This window comes from Streptomyces sp. DSM 40868 (genome assembly GCF_011820545.1).
Taxonomy (GTDB): domain Bacteria; phylum Actinomycetota; class Actinomycetes; order Streptomycetales; family Streptomycetaceae; genus Streptomyces; species Streptomyces eurythermus.
This window is the reverse complement of sequence record NZ_CP050504.1, coordinates 4,781,623-4,795,778: the sequence shown is the minus strand read 5'-3', so window position 1 is coordinate 4,795,778 and position 14,156 is coordinate 4,781,623. Positions and strand designations below refer to the sequence as shown.

General features: G+C 73.9%; 13 protein-coding genes. All 13 read right to left on the bottom strand.

Going from position 1 to position 14,156, the window contains the following annotated elements; genetic code table 11:
- Positions 1-12 precede the first annotated feature (12 nt).
- Positions 13-1,233 (bottom strand): cytochrome P450, encoded by a 1,221-nt coding sequence (locus HB370_RS21810; protein WP_030790895.1) that lies wholly within the window; start codon positions 1,231-1,233, stop codon positions 13-15.
- A gap of 60 nt (positions 1,234-1,293) precedes the next feature.
- Entirely contained in the window at positions 1,294-1,974 is a 681-nt protein-coding gene (locus HB370_RS21805) for a response regulator transcription factor (protein WP_030790893.1), read from the bottom strand.
- A complete protein-coding gene (locus HB370_RS21800) occupies positions 1,971-3,284 on the bottom strand; it encodes a sensor histidine kinase (protein WP_037702901.1) in 1,314 nt (437 codons plus the stop codon). Before HB370_RS21800 ends, HB370_RS21805 begins: the two co-directional genes overlap by 4 nt.
- A gap of 79 nt (positions 3,285-3,363) precedes the next feature.
- The gene (locus HB370_RS21795) at positions 3,364-4,584 is read right to left on the bottom strand and encodes an acyltransferase (RefSeq protein WP_051816096.1); all 1,221 of its coding nucleotides are present in this window, start codon (positions 4,582-4,584) and stop codon (positions 3,364-3,366) included.
- On the bottom strand, positions 4,577-5,530 hold the full coding sequence (locus tag HB370_RS21790) for an alpha/beta hydrolase (protein ID WP_037702899.1): 954 nt from the start codon (positions 5,528-5,530) through the stop codon (positions 4,577-4,579). Before HB370_RS21790 ends, HB370_RS21795 begins: the two co-directional genes overlap by 8 nt.
- A 706-nt stretch (positions 5,531-6,236) precedes the next feature.
- Positions 6,237-7,175 carry an alpha/beta hydrolase gene (locus tag HB370_RS21785; protein ID WP_030790881.1) on the bottom strand — a complete coding sequence of 313 codons (939 nt, stop codon included), beginning with the start codon at positions 7,173-7,175 and terminating at the stop codon, positions 6,237-6,239.
- A gap of 188 nt (positions 7,176-7,363) precedes the next feature.
- Entirely contained in the window at positions 7,364-8,548 is a 1,185-nt protein-coding gene (kynU, locus tag HB370_RS21780; protein ID WP_030790879.1) for a kynureninase, read from the bottom strand.
- Positions 8,541-9,389 (bottom strand): tryptophan 2,3-dioxygenase family protein, encoded by an 849-nt coding sequence (locus tag HB370_RS21775; protein ID WP_030790877.1) that lies wholly within the window; start codon positions 9,387-9,389, stop codon positions 8,541-8,543. The genes kynU and HB370_RS21775 overlap by 8 nt, the downstream gene beginning before the upstream one ends.
- A 155-nt stretch (positions 9,390-9,544) precedes the next feature.
- The gene (locus HB370_RS21770; protein ID WP_030620585.1) at positions 9,545-9,958 is read right to left on the bottom strand and encodes a DUF3151 domain-containing protein; all 414 of its coding nucleotides are present in this window, start codon (positions 9,956-9,958) and stop codon (positions 9,545-9,547) included.
- 160 nt (positions 9,959-10,118) lie between these two features.
- Positions 10,119-11,576, bottom strand: coding sequence for an MFS transporter (locus HB370_RS21765; RefSeq protein ID WP_030790874.1), 1,458 nt, complete (start codon positions 11,574-11,576; stop codon positions 10,119-10,121).
- 62 nt (positions 11,577-11,638) lie between these two features.
- Entirely contained in the window at positions 11,639-12,661 is a 1,023-nt protein-coding gene (gene fbaA / locus HB370_RS21760) for a class II fructose-bisphosphate aldolase (protein WP_030790871.1), read from the bottom strand.
- 141 nt (positions 12,662-12,802) lie between these two features.
- Positions 12,803-13,354: an orotate phosphoribosyltransferase gene (gene pyrE, locus HB370_RS21755; protein ID WP_030620592.1), complete on the bottom strand. Its 552-nt coding sequence runs from the start codon at positions 13,352-13,354 to the stop codon at positions 12,803-12,805.
- Between the two features lie 10 nt (positions 13,355-13,364).
- Positions 13,365-14,153: an aldose epimerase gene (locus HB370_RS21750; protein WP_030790868.1), complete on the bottom strand. Its 789-nt coding sequence runs from the start codon at positions 14,151-14,153 to the stop codon at positions 13,365-13,367.
- Positions 14,154-14,156: the final 3 nt, after the last annotated feature.

The window sequence follows — 14,156 nt, the reverse complement described above, 5'->3', positions numbered from 1 at the left end:
GGCTCGCCCGGCTCAGCGCAGCTCCACGCGCAGCCCCCGCAGTCCCCTCATCACGAAGTTCGGGCGGCGTTCCGGCTCGGCCGCGAGGGTGAGCGTGGGCGCCCGCTCCAGCAGGGCCGTCAGGGAGGCGGCCAGCTCGATACGGGCCAGGGGCGCGCCGACGCAGTAGTGGATGCCGGCGCCGAAGGAGATGTGCGGGTTCTCCGCGCGGGCGAGGTCCAGGCGGCCGGGGTCGGCGAAGACGGCCGGGTCGTGGTTGGCGGAGCCGAAGAGCAGGGCGACCTCGGCGCCCCTCGGGATCGTGGTGCCGCCGATCTCGATGTCGTCCAGCACCCAGCGTTCGAAGAGCTGGAGCGGGGTGTCGTAGCGCAGCAGCTCCTCGGTCGCGGACGGCACCAGGGAGTGGTCGGCGCGCAGGGCCGCGAGCTGCCCTGGGTGGCGGAACAGGGCGTACCAGCCGTTCACCGTGGCGTTGACGGTGGCCTCGTGGCCGGCGTTGAGGAGCAGCACCACCGTGGAGACCAGTTCCTGCCCGGTGAGGCGGTCGCCCTCATCGTGGGCCGCGATCAGGGCGGAGACCAGGTCCTCGCCGGGCTCGGCGCGGCGGGCCGCGATCAGCTCCCGGAGGTAGCCGGAGAACTCCACCGACGCCCGCACCGCCCGGGCCGCCGTCTCCTCGGACGGGTTCAGCTCGTACATCCCGCAGATGTCCGCCGACCAGGGCCGCAGCAGCGGCCGGTCCGCCTCGGGGATGCCGAGCAGCTCGGCGATCACCGCGACCGGCAGCGGTTCGGCCAGGTCCGTCAGCAGATCGCCGCCGCCGTCGCCGACCAGGGTGTCCACCAGCTCCTCGGCCAGCCCCCGCACATACGGCACCAGCCGCTCCACCGTGCGCGGGGTGAACGCCTTCGCCACCAGGCGCCGGATCCGGGTGTGGTCCGGCGGCTCCAGGTCCAGCATTCCGTGGTCGTTGAGGGTGTGGAAGGGCTCGTGCTCGGGCGGCGGCGGGGTACGGCCGAACTCCTCGTGCGTGAACCGGTGCAGATAGGTCCGGCCGAGCCGGCGGTCCCGCAGCAGCGCCGAGACGTCCGCATGGTGCGGCACCAGCCACTGGTCGCTCGGTTCGTACCGGATCACCCGGCCGCGGGCGCGCAGCTCGGCGTAGGCCGGGTAGGGGTCGGCGACGAACGCCGGGTCCCAGGGGTCGAAGATGTGGTCCGCAGCAGCTGCCATGGACGGACGCTAGCCCGGCCCGGCCCACGTGGCCGGCCTCCGCCCGGGCCCGGCCCGCCGTCAGCGGGCGCCGGGGCGGACCACTCCGGACTCGTAGGCGTAGACCGCGGCCTGCGTACGGTCGCGCAGGCCCAGCTTCACCAGGATCCGGCCCACATGCGTCTTCACGGTCTGCTCGGCCACGACCAGCCGCTCGGCGATCTCCGCGTTCGACAGGCCCCGCGCGATCAGCGCCAGCACCTCCGTCTCCCGCTCGGTCAGCTCGCCGGCGCGCCGTCTGAGCGGGGCCCGGCCGCCGCCGTCCAGGCGGGAGAACTCCGCGATGAGCCGCCGGGTGATGCCGGGGGCCAGCAGGGCGTCGCCCGCGGCCACGACCCGGACCGCCTCGGCCAGCTGGTCCGCGGAGGCGTCCTTGAGCAGGAAGCCGGAGGCGCCCGCCCGCAGCGCGTCGTACACGTACTCGTCCAGGTCGAACGTCGTCAGCACCAGCACCCTCACGGCGGGGTGGTCCTCGGTGATGCGGCGGGTCGCCTCGATGCCGCCCAGTTCCGGCATCCGGATGTCCATCAGCACCACGTCCGGGGCCAGTTCGGCGGTCCGGGCGATCGCGTCCCGGCCGTCCACCGCCTGCCCGATCACCTCGATGTCGCTCTGGGCGTTCAGCAGCACGGTGAAGCCCTGCCGGACCATCTGCTGGTCGTCGGCGATCAGGACACGGATGCTGCCGGTACCACTCGTCATGGGGTCTGTTCTCCTGTCGGGCGCTGGTCGGGCGGGTCCGGGACGTCCCCGGGGAGGAAGGCCGTGACGCTGAAGCCGCCGCCCTCGGTGCCGCCCGCCACGAGACGGCCGCCGAGCATGGCCACGCGCTCGCGCATGCCGAGCAGCCCGTGACCGGCGCCCGGGGACGGCGGTACGGGGTGCCGCGGCGGGGAGTTGTCCACCCTCAGCCGCAGACCGTCCGGGAGATGCCCGACCTCGACCCGCACCCGGGACCCGGGCGCGTGCCGCAGGGCGTTGCTCAGCGCCTCCTGCACGATCCGGTACGCCGACAGCTCCACGCCCGGTGCGTAGGGCCGTATCCCGCCCGTGACCTCGGCGGTCACGTCCAGTCCCGCCGCACGGGTATTCTCGATCAGCGCGCCGAGCCGGTCCAGCGTGGGCTGGGGGGCGTCCGGGGCCGCTCCGGAGCCGGGGGCGCCCAGGCCGTAGGGGTCCTCGGGGTTCTCCGGGTGCTCGGACCGCAGCACCCCGAGCACCCGGCGCAGCTCGGTCAGCGCCTCCAGCGCGTTGGCGCGGATGCCGGAGAGGTTCTCCAGCAGCTCCGGGGAGGGGTTCTCCACCAGGTGCGGGGCGACCTGGGCCTGGATGGAGATCACCGACATGTGGTGGGCGACCACGTCGTGCAGCTCCCGGGCGATCCGGCTGCGCTCCTCCAGCAGGGTGCGGCGGGCCCGCTCCTCGACGGTGATCGTCGTCTGCTGGACCAGCTCGCTACGGGCCTCCTGGCGGCTGCGCAGGGCGGCGCCGGTGACGGCCATGACGGTGCACAGGGCCACCGTCAGCGTGCCGGTGCCGGAGTAGTGGCCCGCCGCCAGGCCGCCCTGGACACCCCAGGTCACCGCCGTGGTCACGGCGAGCGCGGCCACCACGCCGCCCAGCCGGACCCGCAGGGCGAGCAGCAGCAAGACCGCTATGTGCGCGATCAGCGTGGGCGTGGTCCAGGGCCAGTTGGGGCCGGGACCGTCGGGCGGGAGGACGGCCAGGTGAGGGCGGGCCAGCAGGGCGGTGACGGTGGCGGCGGTCAGCGACAACGCCCAGGCGGGGACGGGGCGCCAGCCGGCCAGGAGGAGGGCGACGGCCTGGAGGGCGGTGGTGGCGAGGGCGACGGGGAAGGCGATGCCGTAGGACTCGGAGACCTCTGCACCGCCGCCCACGGCGATGATCAGCGCGATCCAGCCGAGCAGGAAGTAGGTGAGCAGACGGGCCCAGCGGTACCGGGAGTACGGGGGCGAGTGACGGACGGGGGCCTCGCCCAGCCAGACCCGCAGGCGGGCGGTGGTACGGGGCGGGGTACGAGGGCCCTCGGCGCGGGTGGTGGTCGGGTCCTCGGGCTGCACGGGGTCAACCTTAGGCATGGCGCGGGGACTTGCTCGGCGGCAGATGGCGGTGGACCACCCGGGACGAACCGCGGCGCGTGCGGCGTGGACCCCGTTCTCGGTGGCGGAAGGCCGCCAGGCACAGGGCCAGCGCCACGGCGAACACGGGCAGCCAGGCCAGCCGGTACGCCACCCAGAGCAGGGAGTCGGGCGCGGTGTGCAGGCCGGGCAGACGGCCGGCCACGAGTCCGGTGGCGGTGGCGGCCATCATCGCCGTCTGGTGCCACAGGAAGACCGTCATCGCCGAGAGGTTGACCAGGGCCACCGCCGCCCAGACCAGGGGGCGCGCCGCCGCCCGGCGCAGCCGGTCGCGCAACGACAGCGCCAGACCGCACTGGGCCAGGCCGAAGGTGACGGCCGCCAGGGTCGGCGGGTTGAGATTGGAGACCGCGGCGCCGGGGACGCCGACCATGGACGCCGGGTAGCCCGCGCAGCCGACGAGGAGCACCGTGGCCGCCGTACCGCCGAACAGCAGGGCCCGGGCCGACCGGCGGCTGCGCAACTCGCCCCGGGCCCAGGCCGCGCCCAGGGTGTAGGGCACCAGCCAGCCGGCGGCCAGGTTGGTCCAGCCGAGCCAGGACGGGCCGACGTGCAGACCGAACCGGAGCAGGTCCACGTGCAGGACCACGGCGAGCGGCCAGAGGGGGTTGAGCCGGGCGACGAGCGGGGTGGCGGCCGTCAGCGCGGCGAACACCAGCAGGAACCACAGCGGGGACAGCGCGAGTTTCACCAGGCTGTGGACGGTGGCCAGGGGCGTGCCGCCGAGCAGCAGGGCGGCGGCGGTCACCGTCCACAGGGCCAGCAGGGCGGTGACCGGGCGGAGCAGCCGGGCCATGCGGGCGCGCAGCCAGTGGCCGTAGGAGTCGCCCCGGGTCTGGGCGGTCGCCAGGCTGCGGGTCGCCACATGGCCGCCGACCAGGAAGAACACGGCCAGGGTCTGGAACAGCCAGGAGACCGGGGTCAGCCAGGACTGGTGGCCCAGCGGGCTCTCGGTGTGCAGGGCGCCGTCCTGTGCGACCAGGGCGGTCACCAGCCAGTGGCCGAGGACGACACCGAGTATCGCGAGGGCCCGCAGCGCGTCGACCGCGCGGTCCCGGGAAGCGGGGGTGGCGGCGTCCAGACGCCGGGCGCCCAGGCGGAGGGCGTGCAAGGGGTGGCGGGGGGCGTGGGCCCGGGGGGCCTGCTCAGGCACGGGTCACCTCCGAGGTCTCGCCGAGGGTGATCCGGGCCAGATTGGCGAGAGAGGCCGAGCCCGGGGTGAAGTAGCCGCTGTGGTCGGCACCGGCCGCGTCGAAGACCCGGGCGCCGAAGGCGGCGGAGACGGGGTCGGTGCCGAAGCCGACGGTGGCGCCGGTGCCGAACAGGCCGGCCCGGACGTGCGGGACGTGCGCCACCCAGTCGGCGGCGCCGCGGGCCGCCCAGACGCGGGCACGGGTGTGCAGGGTGGTGGCCGAGTCGGCGCCGGTGCCGGGGCTGCCGATCAGGGCGATGTCGTCCGCGGCGAGGCCGGGGGCGGCCCGGCCGCAGACCACGGAACCGTAGGAGTGGCAGATGAGGGTGAGGTGGGCGCCGGCGGGTGCCGTGGTGCGCAGGTCGCGGGCGAAGGCGCGGAGGCGTGGGGCGGCCTCGTCGGCGCGGGTGGTCGTGGTGACGGTGGTGCTGACCGTGGCCGGGGTCTCGTAGCCGAGCCAGGCTATGACGGCGACGGTGTTTCCGGCCGTACGGCTTTCGGCGGGGTGGTGGGTGAGGGCCGTGTACAGGGACGCGGCGGCGCGGTGGAAGCGGGGGTAGGTGTCGAGGGTGGTGTCCGAGCCGGGGACCAGTACGGCGATGTGCCGGGCGTGGGCCAAGTCCCCTATGACCTCCGTGGCTTGGCCGCTTCCCCGGCCGTCGAAGGCGAGGAGGTGGCGGGAGGGGGCGGCGAGGGCGCGGTCGGCCTCGGCGCGGTGGGTGTCGCCGTGGGCGGCGGCCATGCGGGCGGCTTCGATGGCGTTCTTCCGGTTCGCTTCGTAGGCGGCGGGGAGGGTCGCGGGGGTGAGGGGGGTGGTGAGGGTCGCGGGGGGTGGGGCGGGGATGGTGGGGCGGGCCGCGCCTATGAGGGGGAGGACTATGGCGGCGGTCAGGAGGGTGGGGAGCAGGAGGCGGCGGAGGAGGAGGAGGGGATAGGGGTGGGGATTGCTGTGCGGGTTCCGGTGCGGGTGCGTTGTGGGGGTGTTTCCCACCCGCACCACCCGTGCGGGTTTCGTCGTCGGGTGCGGGTGGCCCCCGTGGGGGGCGTTCGCCGTCGGCGACTGCGGGTGCGTCGCGGGATTGCCCTCCGATCGGACCGGCCGTGCGTCAATCGGCGTCAGGCGCGGGTCGCCCCCGTGGCCAACCTCCGCCATCAGCAACCGCAGAACCGCCGCGGGATTGCCTTCCGGTCGCGCCAACCCTGTGGGGACCGCCACCGGATGCAGAACGCCCCCGTAGGCCCCCACCACCACCGGCGTCTGCGGCAATCTCGCGGGCTTGCCCTCCGTCCGCACCGACCCTGCGGCGATCCTCACCAAGCGCGGAACGCCTCTGCGCGGCCCCACCACCGGCGTCTGCGGCGACGTCACGGGCTTACCCTCCGCTCGCGCCTGGCGGGCGGGGATCCGTGACAGGCACGGAACGCCCCCGTCGGGCCCTGTCAGCGTCGGCTGCTGCTGAGGTGTAGTGGGTCGCGGGCCGGTCCCCATGGCGGCTTCCTTTCCGGTCGCCCGGCGATCGGGCTTGACTGGGAAGGAAATTACGGATCGGGGGGTGTCGCCGGCGTCCCGCCAGGGAGCTGTTGTGGGGCGTAGCTCTCAGGTACTACGGGTATCACCAGGCCAGTTGGGCGATCTCCTCCGCCACCACCGCGCAGGCGTCCGCCGCCGGGTCGATCAGCGGAAAGTGGCCCACGTCCTCCAGCAGCGTCAGCCCGACCATCTCCCCCGCCTTCGCCGCCGCCTCCGCGTACGACTCGGCCACCTGATGCGGCACCGTGACATCGGCCCGCCCCTGCACCAGCGTCGTGGCGATACCCGTCGGCAGCAGCCGCGCCGGATCCGCATACCGGGAGCGTTCCGCGAACACCGCCTGCCCGCCCAGGAGTTGTCGCGTCGCGTGGTCGCAGACCTCCAGCTTCTCCGCCACCTCGAAGTCAGCGATCGGCGCGAGCGCGACGACACCGCGCAGCGGTGCCGGACCGTCGGTACGCCACGGCGCGTCCGCCGGGAGCACATGCCGGGCCGCCGCCCACAGCGCCAGGTGGCCGCCCGCCGAGTGCCCGGTCAGCACCGTACGTCCGGCGTCCGCCTGCGGAACCACCTCGCCGGCCAGCGCGGGCAGGGCGTCCAGGGCCGCCGCGACATCGTCGAACGTGTCGGGCCAGCGGCCGGCGGGAGGCACACTCCCCTCACCACCGGCACCGCCCGCACCGCCGACACCGCCCTCTCCGCCGGCACCACCCCCGCCTTCCTCGCCGCCCCTGCGGTACTCCACATTGGCCACCACGAACCCCCTGCGCGCCAAGTAGGCCGCGAACGGCGTGACATGACGACGGTCGTAGCGCGCTCGCCACGCGCCGCCGTGCAGGACGACGACCAGCGGGGCGAGGGCTGTGGGGGCGGCGGCCTGGCCGGGACGGGGGACGTAGAAGTCGATCACCTGGTCGGGGTGGTCGCCGTACGCGGCGGTGATGTCGGGATCGACCTGCGGGTGCGAGAAGGCCGACTCCTCTTCGGCGGCGGCGCGGGCTGCTGCGGCGTCGTCCGGCATGCTCCAACCTCTCAGCTACGGAACGGGGTGGCGGACCAGGTGGGAAACGGCCGTTGGCCGGGACGGTATCAGGCCGGTGACGTGCGGGGACACGGGCATTTCACGCACGCCGGGAGGGAAGCGGGGGAACCGGCTCGCGCCCCGCACCCGGGACCCCGGACCTGTCACCCCGCCCCCCTCGGCACCCCCTAAACCAACTCCTCCCCCAGCACCCGCGCCGCCCGCTCCACATCGCGGAAGCCCACATACAGCGGGGTGAAGCCGAAGCGGAGGATGTCCGGGTGCCGGAAGTCGCCCACGACGCCCCGGGCGATCAGGCGCTTCATCACCTGGCCCGCGTCCGGGCAGCGCAGGGCGATCTGGCTGCCCCGCTCCGCGTGCCGCTCCGGAGTCACGCACTCCACCCGGCCGGGCTCGGTGTACGCGGCCACGCACCGCAGGAAGAAGTCCGTCAGCGCCAGGGACTTGGCGCGCACGGCGGTGACGGACACCCCGTCCCACACGTCGAGCGCGGCCTCCAGCGCCAGCAGGGACAGGATGTCCGGCGTGCCGACCCGCCCCCGCACGGCGCCCGGCGCCGGGGCGTAGTCGGGGCTCATCCCGAACGGCTCGGCGTGGGAGTTCCAGCCGGGCAGCGGGGAGTCGAAGCGGTCCTGCAACTCCTCGCGGACATACAGGTACGCCGGTGAACCCGGGCCTCCGTTCAGGTACTTGTAGGTGCAGCCGACCGCGAGGTCCACGCCGTGCTCGTCCAGGCCCACCGGAAGCGCGCCCGCGCTGTGGCACAGGTCCCACATCGCGAGGGCGCCTGAGGCGTGGGCCGCGGCGGTGAGCGCCGGCAGGTCGTGCAGCCGGCCGGTGCGGTAGTCGACGTGGTTGAGCAGTACCGCGGCCGTACGGCGGGACAGCGCGCCGGGCACCTCGGCCGGGGTGACCGGGCGCAGGGTGCGGCCGGTCAGCCGGGCCGCCGAGGCGGCGATGTAGCCGTCCGTGGGGAACGTCGTGGCGTCCACGAGGAGTTCGTCACGGTCGTCGCCCGCCATGCGGACCGCCGCGACCAGCGCCTTGAAGACGTTGACGCTGGTCGAGTCGCCCACGACGATCTGGCCGGGCGCCGCGCCCACCAGCGGGGCGATCCGGTCGCCGACCCGCTCGGGCGCCGTCCACCAGCCGCTCTCCTCCCAGGAGCGGATGCGCAGTTCGCCCCACTCGCGGCGGACGACGTCGGCCAGCCGGCCGGGGACGTGCGCGGGCAGGGCGCCCAGGGAGTTGCCGTCCAGGTAGACGGCGTCGTCGAGGACGAACCGGTCGCGCAGGGAAGCGAGTTCGTCCTCCGCGTCCAGCTTCTCCGCGTGCAGGGTCAACTCAGACATGGGACCTCGCCGTCCACAGCTCGGGGAACACGTTCTTGCGGGCGCGCTTCTCCAGCCAGGCCACTCCGGCGGAGCCGCCCGTGCCGGGCTTGGCGCCCATCGCGCGCCGGGTGGCCACCAGGTGGTCGTTGCGCCAGCGCCACACCAGCTCGGCCACGTCGGTCAACGCCTCGCCGAGCCGGGCGAGTTCGTCGCTCTCGTCGCCCGCGTAGACCGCGGTCCAGGCGGCCTCCACGGCGTCCGAGGGCTCGTACCGGGCGGAGACGTCCCGGTGCAGCACGGAGTCCGGGATCGGGTGGCCGCGGCGCGCGAGGAGCCGTAGCGCCTCGTCGTACAGGCTGGGCTCGTGCAGGGCCTTCTCCAGTTCCGCGTGGACGCGCGGGACGCCCTGGTGCGGTACGAGCATGGAGGCGGACTTCTCGCCGAGCAGGAACTCCAGGCGCCGGTACATCGCCGACTGGAAGCCGGAGCCCTCGCCGAGCGCGCCGCGGTAGGCGTTGAACTGCGCCGGGGTCAGCTGGCCGAGCGGCTTCCAGGAGGCGTTCAGGGCCTCCAGCTCCCGCACGGAACGTTTCAGCGCGGCGAGCGCGGTCGGTACGTCGTCCGAACGGAGCGCATGGGCGGCCGTCTCCCACTCGTGCACGATCACGGTGAACCACAGCTCCATGACCTGGGTGGTCACCAGGAAGACCATTTCGCCGGGGTCGTCGGAGAGGGTGTGCTGGAGGTGGGTGAGGACGTCGGCCTTGACGTAGTCCTCGTACGGCGTCGTCCCCGCGAAATCCAGGTTCGGGGTCTCGGGCTCAGCGGCCTGGTGAGGGTGGTGAGCCTGTTGGGACATCGCTGTCTCCTGTGTTACTCCGGGTAGCGGTCCGCCCCTGCCGATGCCGGCACGGGGGCCCCGGTCCCCACCCCGCCATCCTCCGCAATGCCCCGGAGGACGGCAAGGCCCGCCTGCCGCCAGACGGGCCACACCGGTGACGCGCGCCGCGCCGGTCAGCCCAGGGTCTGGGCCGCCGTGGGCGAGGAGTCCTTCAGGAACTGGGAGCAGCGCTCGTACTCCTCCTGCTCGCCGATCGCCTGGGCGGCGCGGGCGAGGGCGTGCAGCGCGCGCAGGAAGCCGCGGTTCGGCTCGTGCTCCCACGGGACCGGGCCGTGGCCCTTCCAGCCGTTGCGGCGCAGGGCGTCCAGGCCGCGGTGGTAGCCGGTACGGGCGTAGGCGTACGACTCCACGACCGAGCCCCGCTCGAACGCGTCGTCGGCCAGCTGGGCCCAGGCGAGGGACGAGGTGGGGTGCTGGGCGGCGACCTCCGCCGGCGCGGTACCGGCGGCGAGGGCCTCGCGGGGCTCCGGGTCGTCGGGGAGGTGGGTCGGGGGCGGTCCGCCGAGAAGGTTCTGGTGAATCGTCATGGGTTCAGTGTGTCGCACGGGGGCGTACGGGGGGTGGGCGGCAGGGGGGTACGGGAAGCGGCCGACCCCACACTCCCGGCCTACCTGTCCCGACCGTCCCCGCACCTCCCGGTCTGCCCCTCCCGACCGTCCCCACGCCTCCCGGTCTGCCCCTCCCGGCCTACCCCTCCCGCCGACCCCCCTCCAACGGCGGAGCCGTCACATTGCCGTGGGTCCGGCATTCCGGGTGGGGGCAGTCCGGGACCGGGCGGCGGACCAGGGTGAAGGCCAGGACCGCGCCCAGCACCAGCGTCCCCGCGCAGAGGAGCATCGCCCGGTCGAAGGCCGCGTCGAACGCCGCGGGCACCCGGTACGTCTCCGGCCCCATCCCCGCCACCAGCGGCAGCGCCGCCACCGCCACCAGCCCGGCCGCGCGGGCCGCCGCGTTGTTGACACCGCTGGCCAGGCCCGACCGGGCGGTGTCGACGGAGGCGAGCACCGTGGCGGTCAGGGGCGCGACCAGGGTGACCATGCCGGCGCCCAGCACCAGCAGCGGGGGCAGCACGTCGGTCGCGTAGTCGGCCCCCTCGCCCACCCGTGGCATCAGCAGCAGCGCCGCCGTGCACAGCAGCGGACCCACGGTCAGCGGCAGGCGCGGGCCCGTACGGTCGGCCAGGGCGCCGGAGCGGGAGGAGAACAGCAGCATCAGGGCCGTGGTGGGCAGCAGGGCCGTACCGGCGGCGAGCGGCGAGTAGCCGACCACCACCTGGAGCTGGAGCGCGACGAGGAAGAAGAAGCCGCCGAAGGCCGCGTACACGCACAGGGTGACCAGGTTGACCGCCGTGAACTGGCGGGAGGCGAAGATGTCCGGCGGGAGCATCGGGTCGGGGCGGCGGCGCTCGACGTACCCGAAGGCGACCGCCACCGCGAGGCCCGCCGCCGCGGCCGGGAGCACCGCCGGGGAACCCGACGGCGCCTCGATCAGCGCGTACGTCAGCAGGGCGAGGGCCAGCGCGCCCAGGGTGGCGCCGAGGACGTCGAAGCGGCCGCGGGCGGGGCCGCCGGAGGACTCCGGGACGTGCCGCAGCGCGACCGGCACGCACAGCGCCGCCAGCGGCACATTGAGCAGGAACACCCAGCGCCAGCCGGGCCCGGCCACCAGCCAGCCGCCGAGGAACGGGCCGACGGCCGCGCCGATCCCGCCGAACCCGGACCACAGGCCGACCGCCCGGCCCCGGTCGTCGGGGTGGAAGGAGGCCTGGATGAGCGCGAGCGAGCCGGGCGTGAGCAGGGCGCCGCCGACGCCTTGCAGGGCCCGCGCGGCGATGAGCACCCCGGGTGTCGGGGCCAGGCCGCACAGCAGGGAGGCGAGGGCGAACCACACCACGCCGAGGACGAAGACGCGGCGGCGGCCGTACCGGTCCCCGAGCGAGCCGCCGAGCAGGATCAGGCCGGCCAGTGTGACCAGGTAGGCGTTGACGGTCCACTGGAGGGCGGCGAGGCCCGTGTCCAGGTCGCGGCCGATGCGCGGCAGGGCGACGTTGACGACGGTGGAGTCGAGCATCGCCATGGCGGAGCCGAGGACGGTGGTGAACAGCAGCCACCTGCCCCGGGGCGAGGCCAGCCGGACGTCGGGCATGCCCCAGGTATACAGCGGGCCCGGCGGCAGGGACAGCCGCCGGGCCCACCGTGGGACACCGCTTACTTGATCTTGTTGCCCGCCGAGCGCAGGTGCTGCGTGGCCTGCACGACACGCGCGGCCATGCTCGCCTCGGCCAGCTTGCCCCAGGTACGCGGGTCGTAGGCCTTCTTGTTGCCGACCTCGCCGTCGACCTTCAGGACGCCGTCGTAGTTCTGGAACATGTGGGCGGCGACCGGGCGGGTGAAGGCGTACTGGGTGTCCGTGTCGATGTTCATCTTCACGACACCGTTCTCCAGCGCGGTCAGGATCTCCTGCTCGGTGGAGCCGGAGCCGCCGTGGAAGACGAAGTCGAACGGGGACTCCTTGCCGAACCGGGCGGCGACGCCCTCGTTCAGCTCCTTCAGCAGCTCGGGACGCAGCACGACGTTGCCCGGCTTGTACACGCCGTGCACGTTGCCGAAGGACGCGGCCAGCAGGTAGCGGCCCTTCTCGCCCAGGCCGAGGGCCTCGGCGGTGCGGATGGCGTCGTCGACGGTGGTGTACAGCTCGTCGTTGATCTCGTGGGTGACGCCGTCCTCCTCACCGCCGGTGGGGGTGATCTCCACCTCGAGGATGATCTTGGCGGCGCGGGCCTGCTCCAGCAGCTCCTGCGCGATCTCCAGGTTGTCGGCGAGGGTCTCGGCGGAGCCGTCCCACATGTGCGACTGGAACAGCGGGGTGAGACCGGCGTCGACGCGCTTCTTGGACAGCGCGATCAGCGGACGCACGTACCCGTCGAGCTTGTCCTTCGGGCAGTGGTCCGTGTGCAGGGCGATGTTGACCGGGTACTTCTCGGCGATGACGTGCGCGAACTCGGCGAGCGCGACCGCGCCGGTCACCATGTCCTTGCTGTACTGGCCGCCGAGGAACTCCGCGCCGCCGGTCGAGATCTGGACGATGCCGTCGCTCTCGGCCTCCGCGAAGCCGCGCAGCGCCGCGTTCAGGGTCTGCGTGGAGGTCACGTTGATGGCCGGGTAGGCGAACTTGCCTGCCTTCGCCCGGTCGAGCATCTCGTTGTAGACCTCGGGGGTTGCGATGGGCATCTGTCCGCTCCTTGTGTTGCGGGTAGGGGTTCTGCGTTACGGCCCTGACCTAGACCTGGGGGGCGACATCATCGTCGGCCCCATCTTCCCAGACATGACCCCATGGTCCAGGCGCCGGTCAAGACCGGAACGTCCGGATCGTCAGTCCAGCCCCAGTTCGTCCTTCGAGAAGGCGAAGCGGTAGGGAACACCAGCGCCCGCTTCGATCTTCTCTGCGGCTCCCGTCGCCCGGTCCACGATCGTCGCGACGGCGACGACCTCCGCGCCGGCCTCCCGCACGGCCTCGACGGCGGTCAGCGGGGAACCGCCGGTGGTGGAGGTGTCCTCGACCACCAGGACCCGGCGGCCCGCGATGTCCGGACCCTCGACGCGCCGCTGGAGCCCGTGCGCCTTCGCCGCCTTGCGGACCACGAACGCGTCCAGGCGACGGCCGCGCGCGGCGGCGGCGTGCAGCATGGCGGCGGCCACCGGGTCGGCGCCCATGGTGAGCCCGCCGACCGCGTCGAACTCCAGGTCCGCGGTCAGGTCCAGCAGCACCTGGCCGACCAGCGGGGCGGCCTCGCCGTCGAGGGTGATGCGGCGCAGGTCGACGTAGTAGTCGGCCTCCAGACCGGAGGAGAGGGTCACCTTGCCGTGTACCACGGCCTTGTCCTTGATCTGCTGCAGCAGCGCGCCGCGCACGTCGTCCGTCATGCCGACCAGCTTAGAGCCGGCGCCAGCTCCAGGTCGTACTCGCCTCCAGCGGCTCCAGCGGGGTGACCAGGCGCGGAAGGGTGTTCAGACCGTTGGGCGGGCCGGTCTGCGGTTCCACGCAGACGGCCTCGGCCTGCTCGTCGTAGACCACCACCCACTCCTCGCGGGAGGCCACCTTCAGCTCCAGCCGGTCCGGCCAGGTGAGGGTGACGTCGACCCCGCCGGGCATGCCGAAGCAGTCGTCCCAGGGGCCGGGCCGGGGGTCGGTCCGGTTGCCGGTGGGCAGGTGGTCGGCGCCGCGCTCCTCCTGCCAGGCGGGCGCGAAGTCCAGCCGTACGTCCGCGCCGTCGAGGTTCCGGTTGAACCACGGGTGCCAGCCGAGCTGCGCCGGGAAGGAGTCGTCGTACGCCTCCACGGACATGGTCAGGGTCAGGCCGTCCTCGGTGAGCGCGACGACCTGGGTGACGCGCCCGGGGTGCGGCCAGGGGTCGGTCAGCTCGTACGTGATCACCGCCTCGTCCGCCGAGACGCGCGCGGTGCGCCAGGCGCCGTCGCGCGCGGTGCCGTGGATGGCGTGCGGCGGGGAGTTGAGCGGCATCCGGCGGACGGTGCCGCCGTCCAGGAAGCGGCCGTCGCGGATCCGGCCGCACCAGGGCACCATCGGGAAGCAGCCGTAGCGCGGGCCCTGCCGCAGCAGCTCCAGGGAGCCGACCTTGAGCCCGCTGATCCGGCCGCCGTTCGCGGGGCTGACGCGCACTTCCGCTTCGCCTGCGGTCAGCGTGATGTCTTCGTTGCTCACGGG

What these genes read in the sequence shown, in the direction of transcription:
- HB370_RS21810 (WP_030790895.1), bottom strand. Translation starts at nt 1,233, where the DNA reads ATGGCAGCTGCTGCGGACCACATCTTCGACCCCTGGGACCCGGCGTTC.
- HB370_RS21805 (WP_030790893.1), bottom strand. Translation starts at nt 1,974, where the DNA reads ATGACGAGTGGTACCGGCAGCATCCGTGTCCTGATCGCCGACGACCAG.
- HB370_RS21785 (WP_030790881.1), bottom strand. Translation starts at nt 7,175, where the DNA reads ATGCCGGACGACGCCGCAGCAGCCCGCGCCGCCGCCGAAGAGGAGTCG.
- kynU (WP_030790879.1), bottom strand. Translation starts at nt 8,548, where the DNA reads ATGTCTGAGTTGACCCTGCACGCGGAGAAGCTGGACGCGGAGGACGAA.
- HB370_RS21775 (WP_030790877.1), bottom strand. Translation starts at nt 9,389, where the DNA reads ATGTCCCAACAGGCTCACCACCCTCACCAGGCCGCTGAGCCCGAGACC.
- HB370_RS21770 (WP_030620585.1), bottom strand. Translation starts at nt 9,958, where the DNA reads ATGACGATTCACCAGAACCTTCTCGGCGGACCGCCCCCGACCCACCTC.
- HB370_RS21765 (WP_030790874.1), bottom strand. Translation starts at nt 11,576, where the DNA reads ATGCCCGACGTCCGGCTGGCCTCGCCCCGGGGCAGGTGGCTGCTGTTC.
- fbaA (WP_030790871.1), bottom strand. Translation starts at nt 12,661, where the DNA reads ATGCCCATCGCAACCCCCGAGGTCTACAACGAGATGCTCGACCGGGCG.
- pyrE (WP_030620592.1), bottom strand. Translation starts at nt 13,354, where the DNA reads ATGACGGACGACGTGCGCGGCGCGCTGCTGCAGCAGATCAAGGACAAG.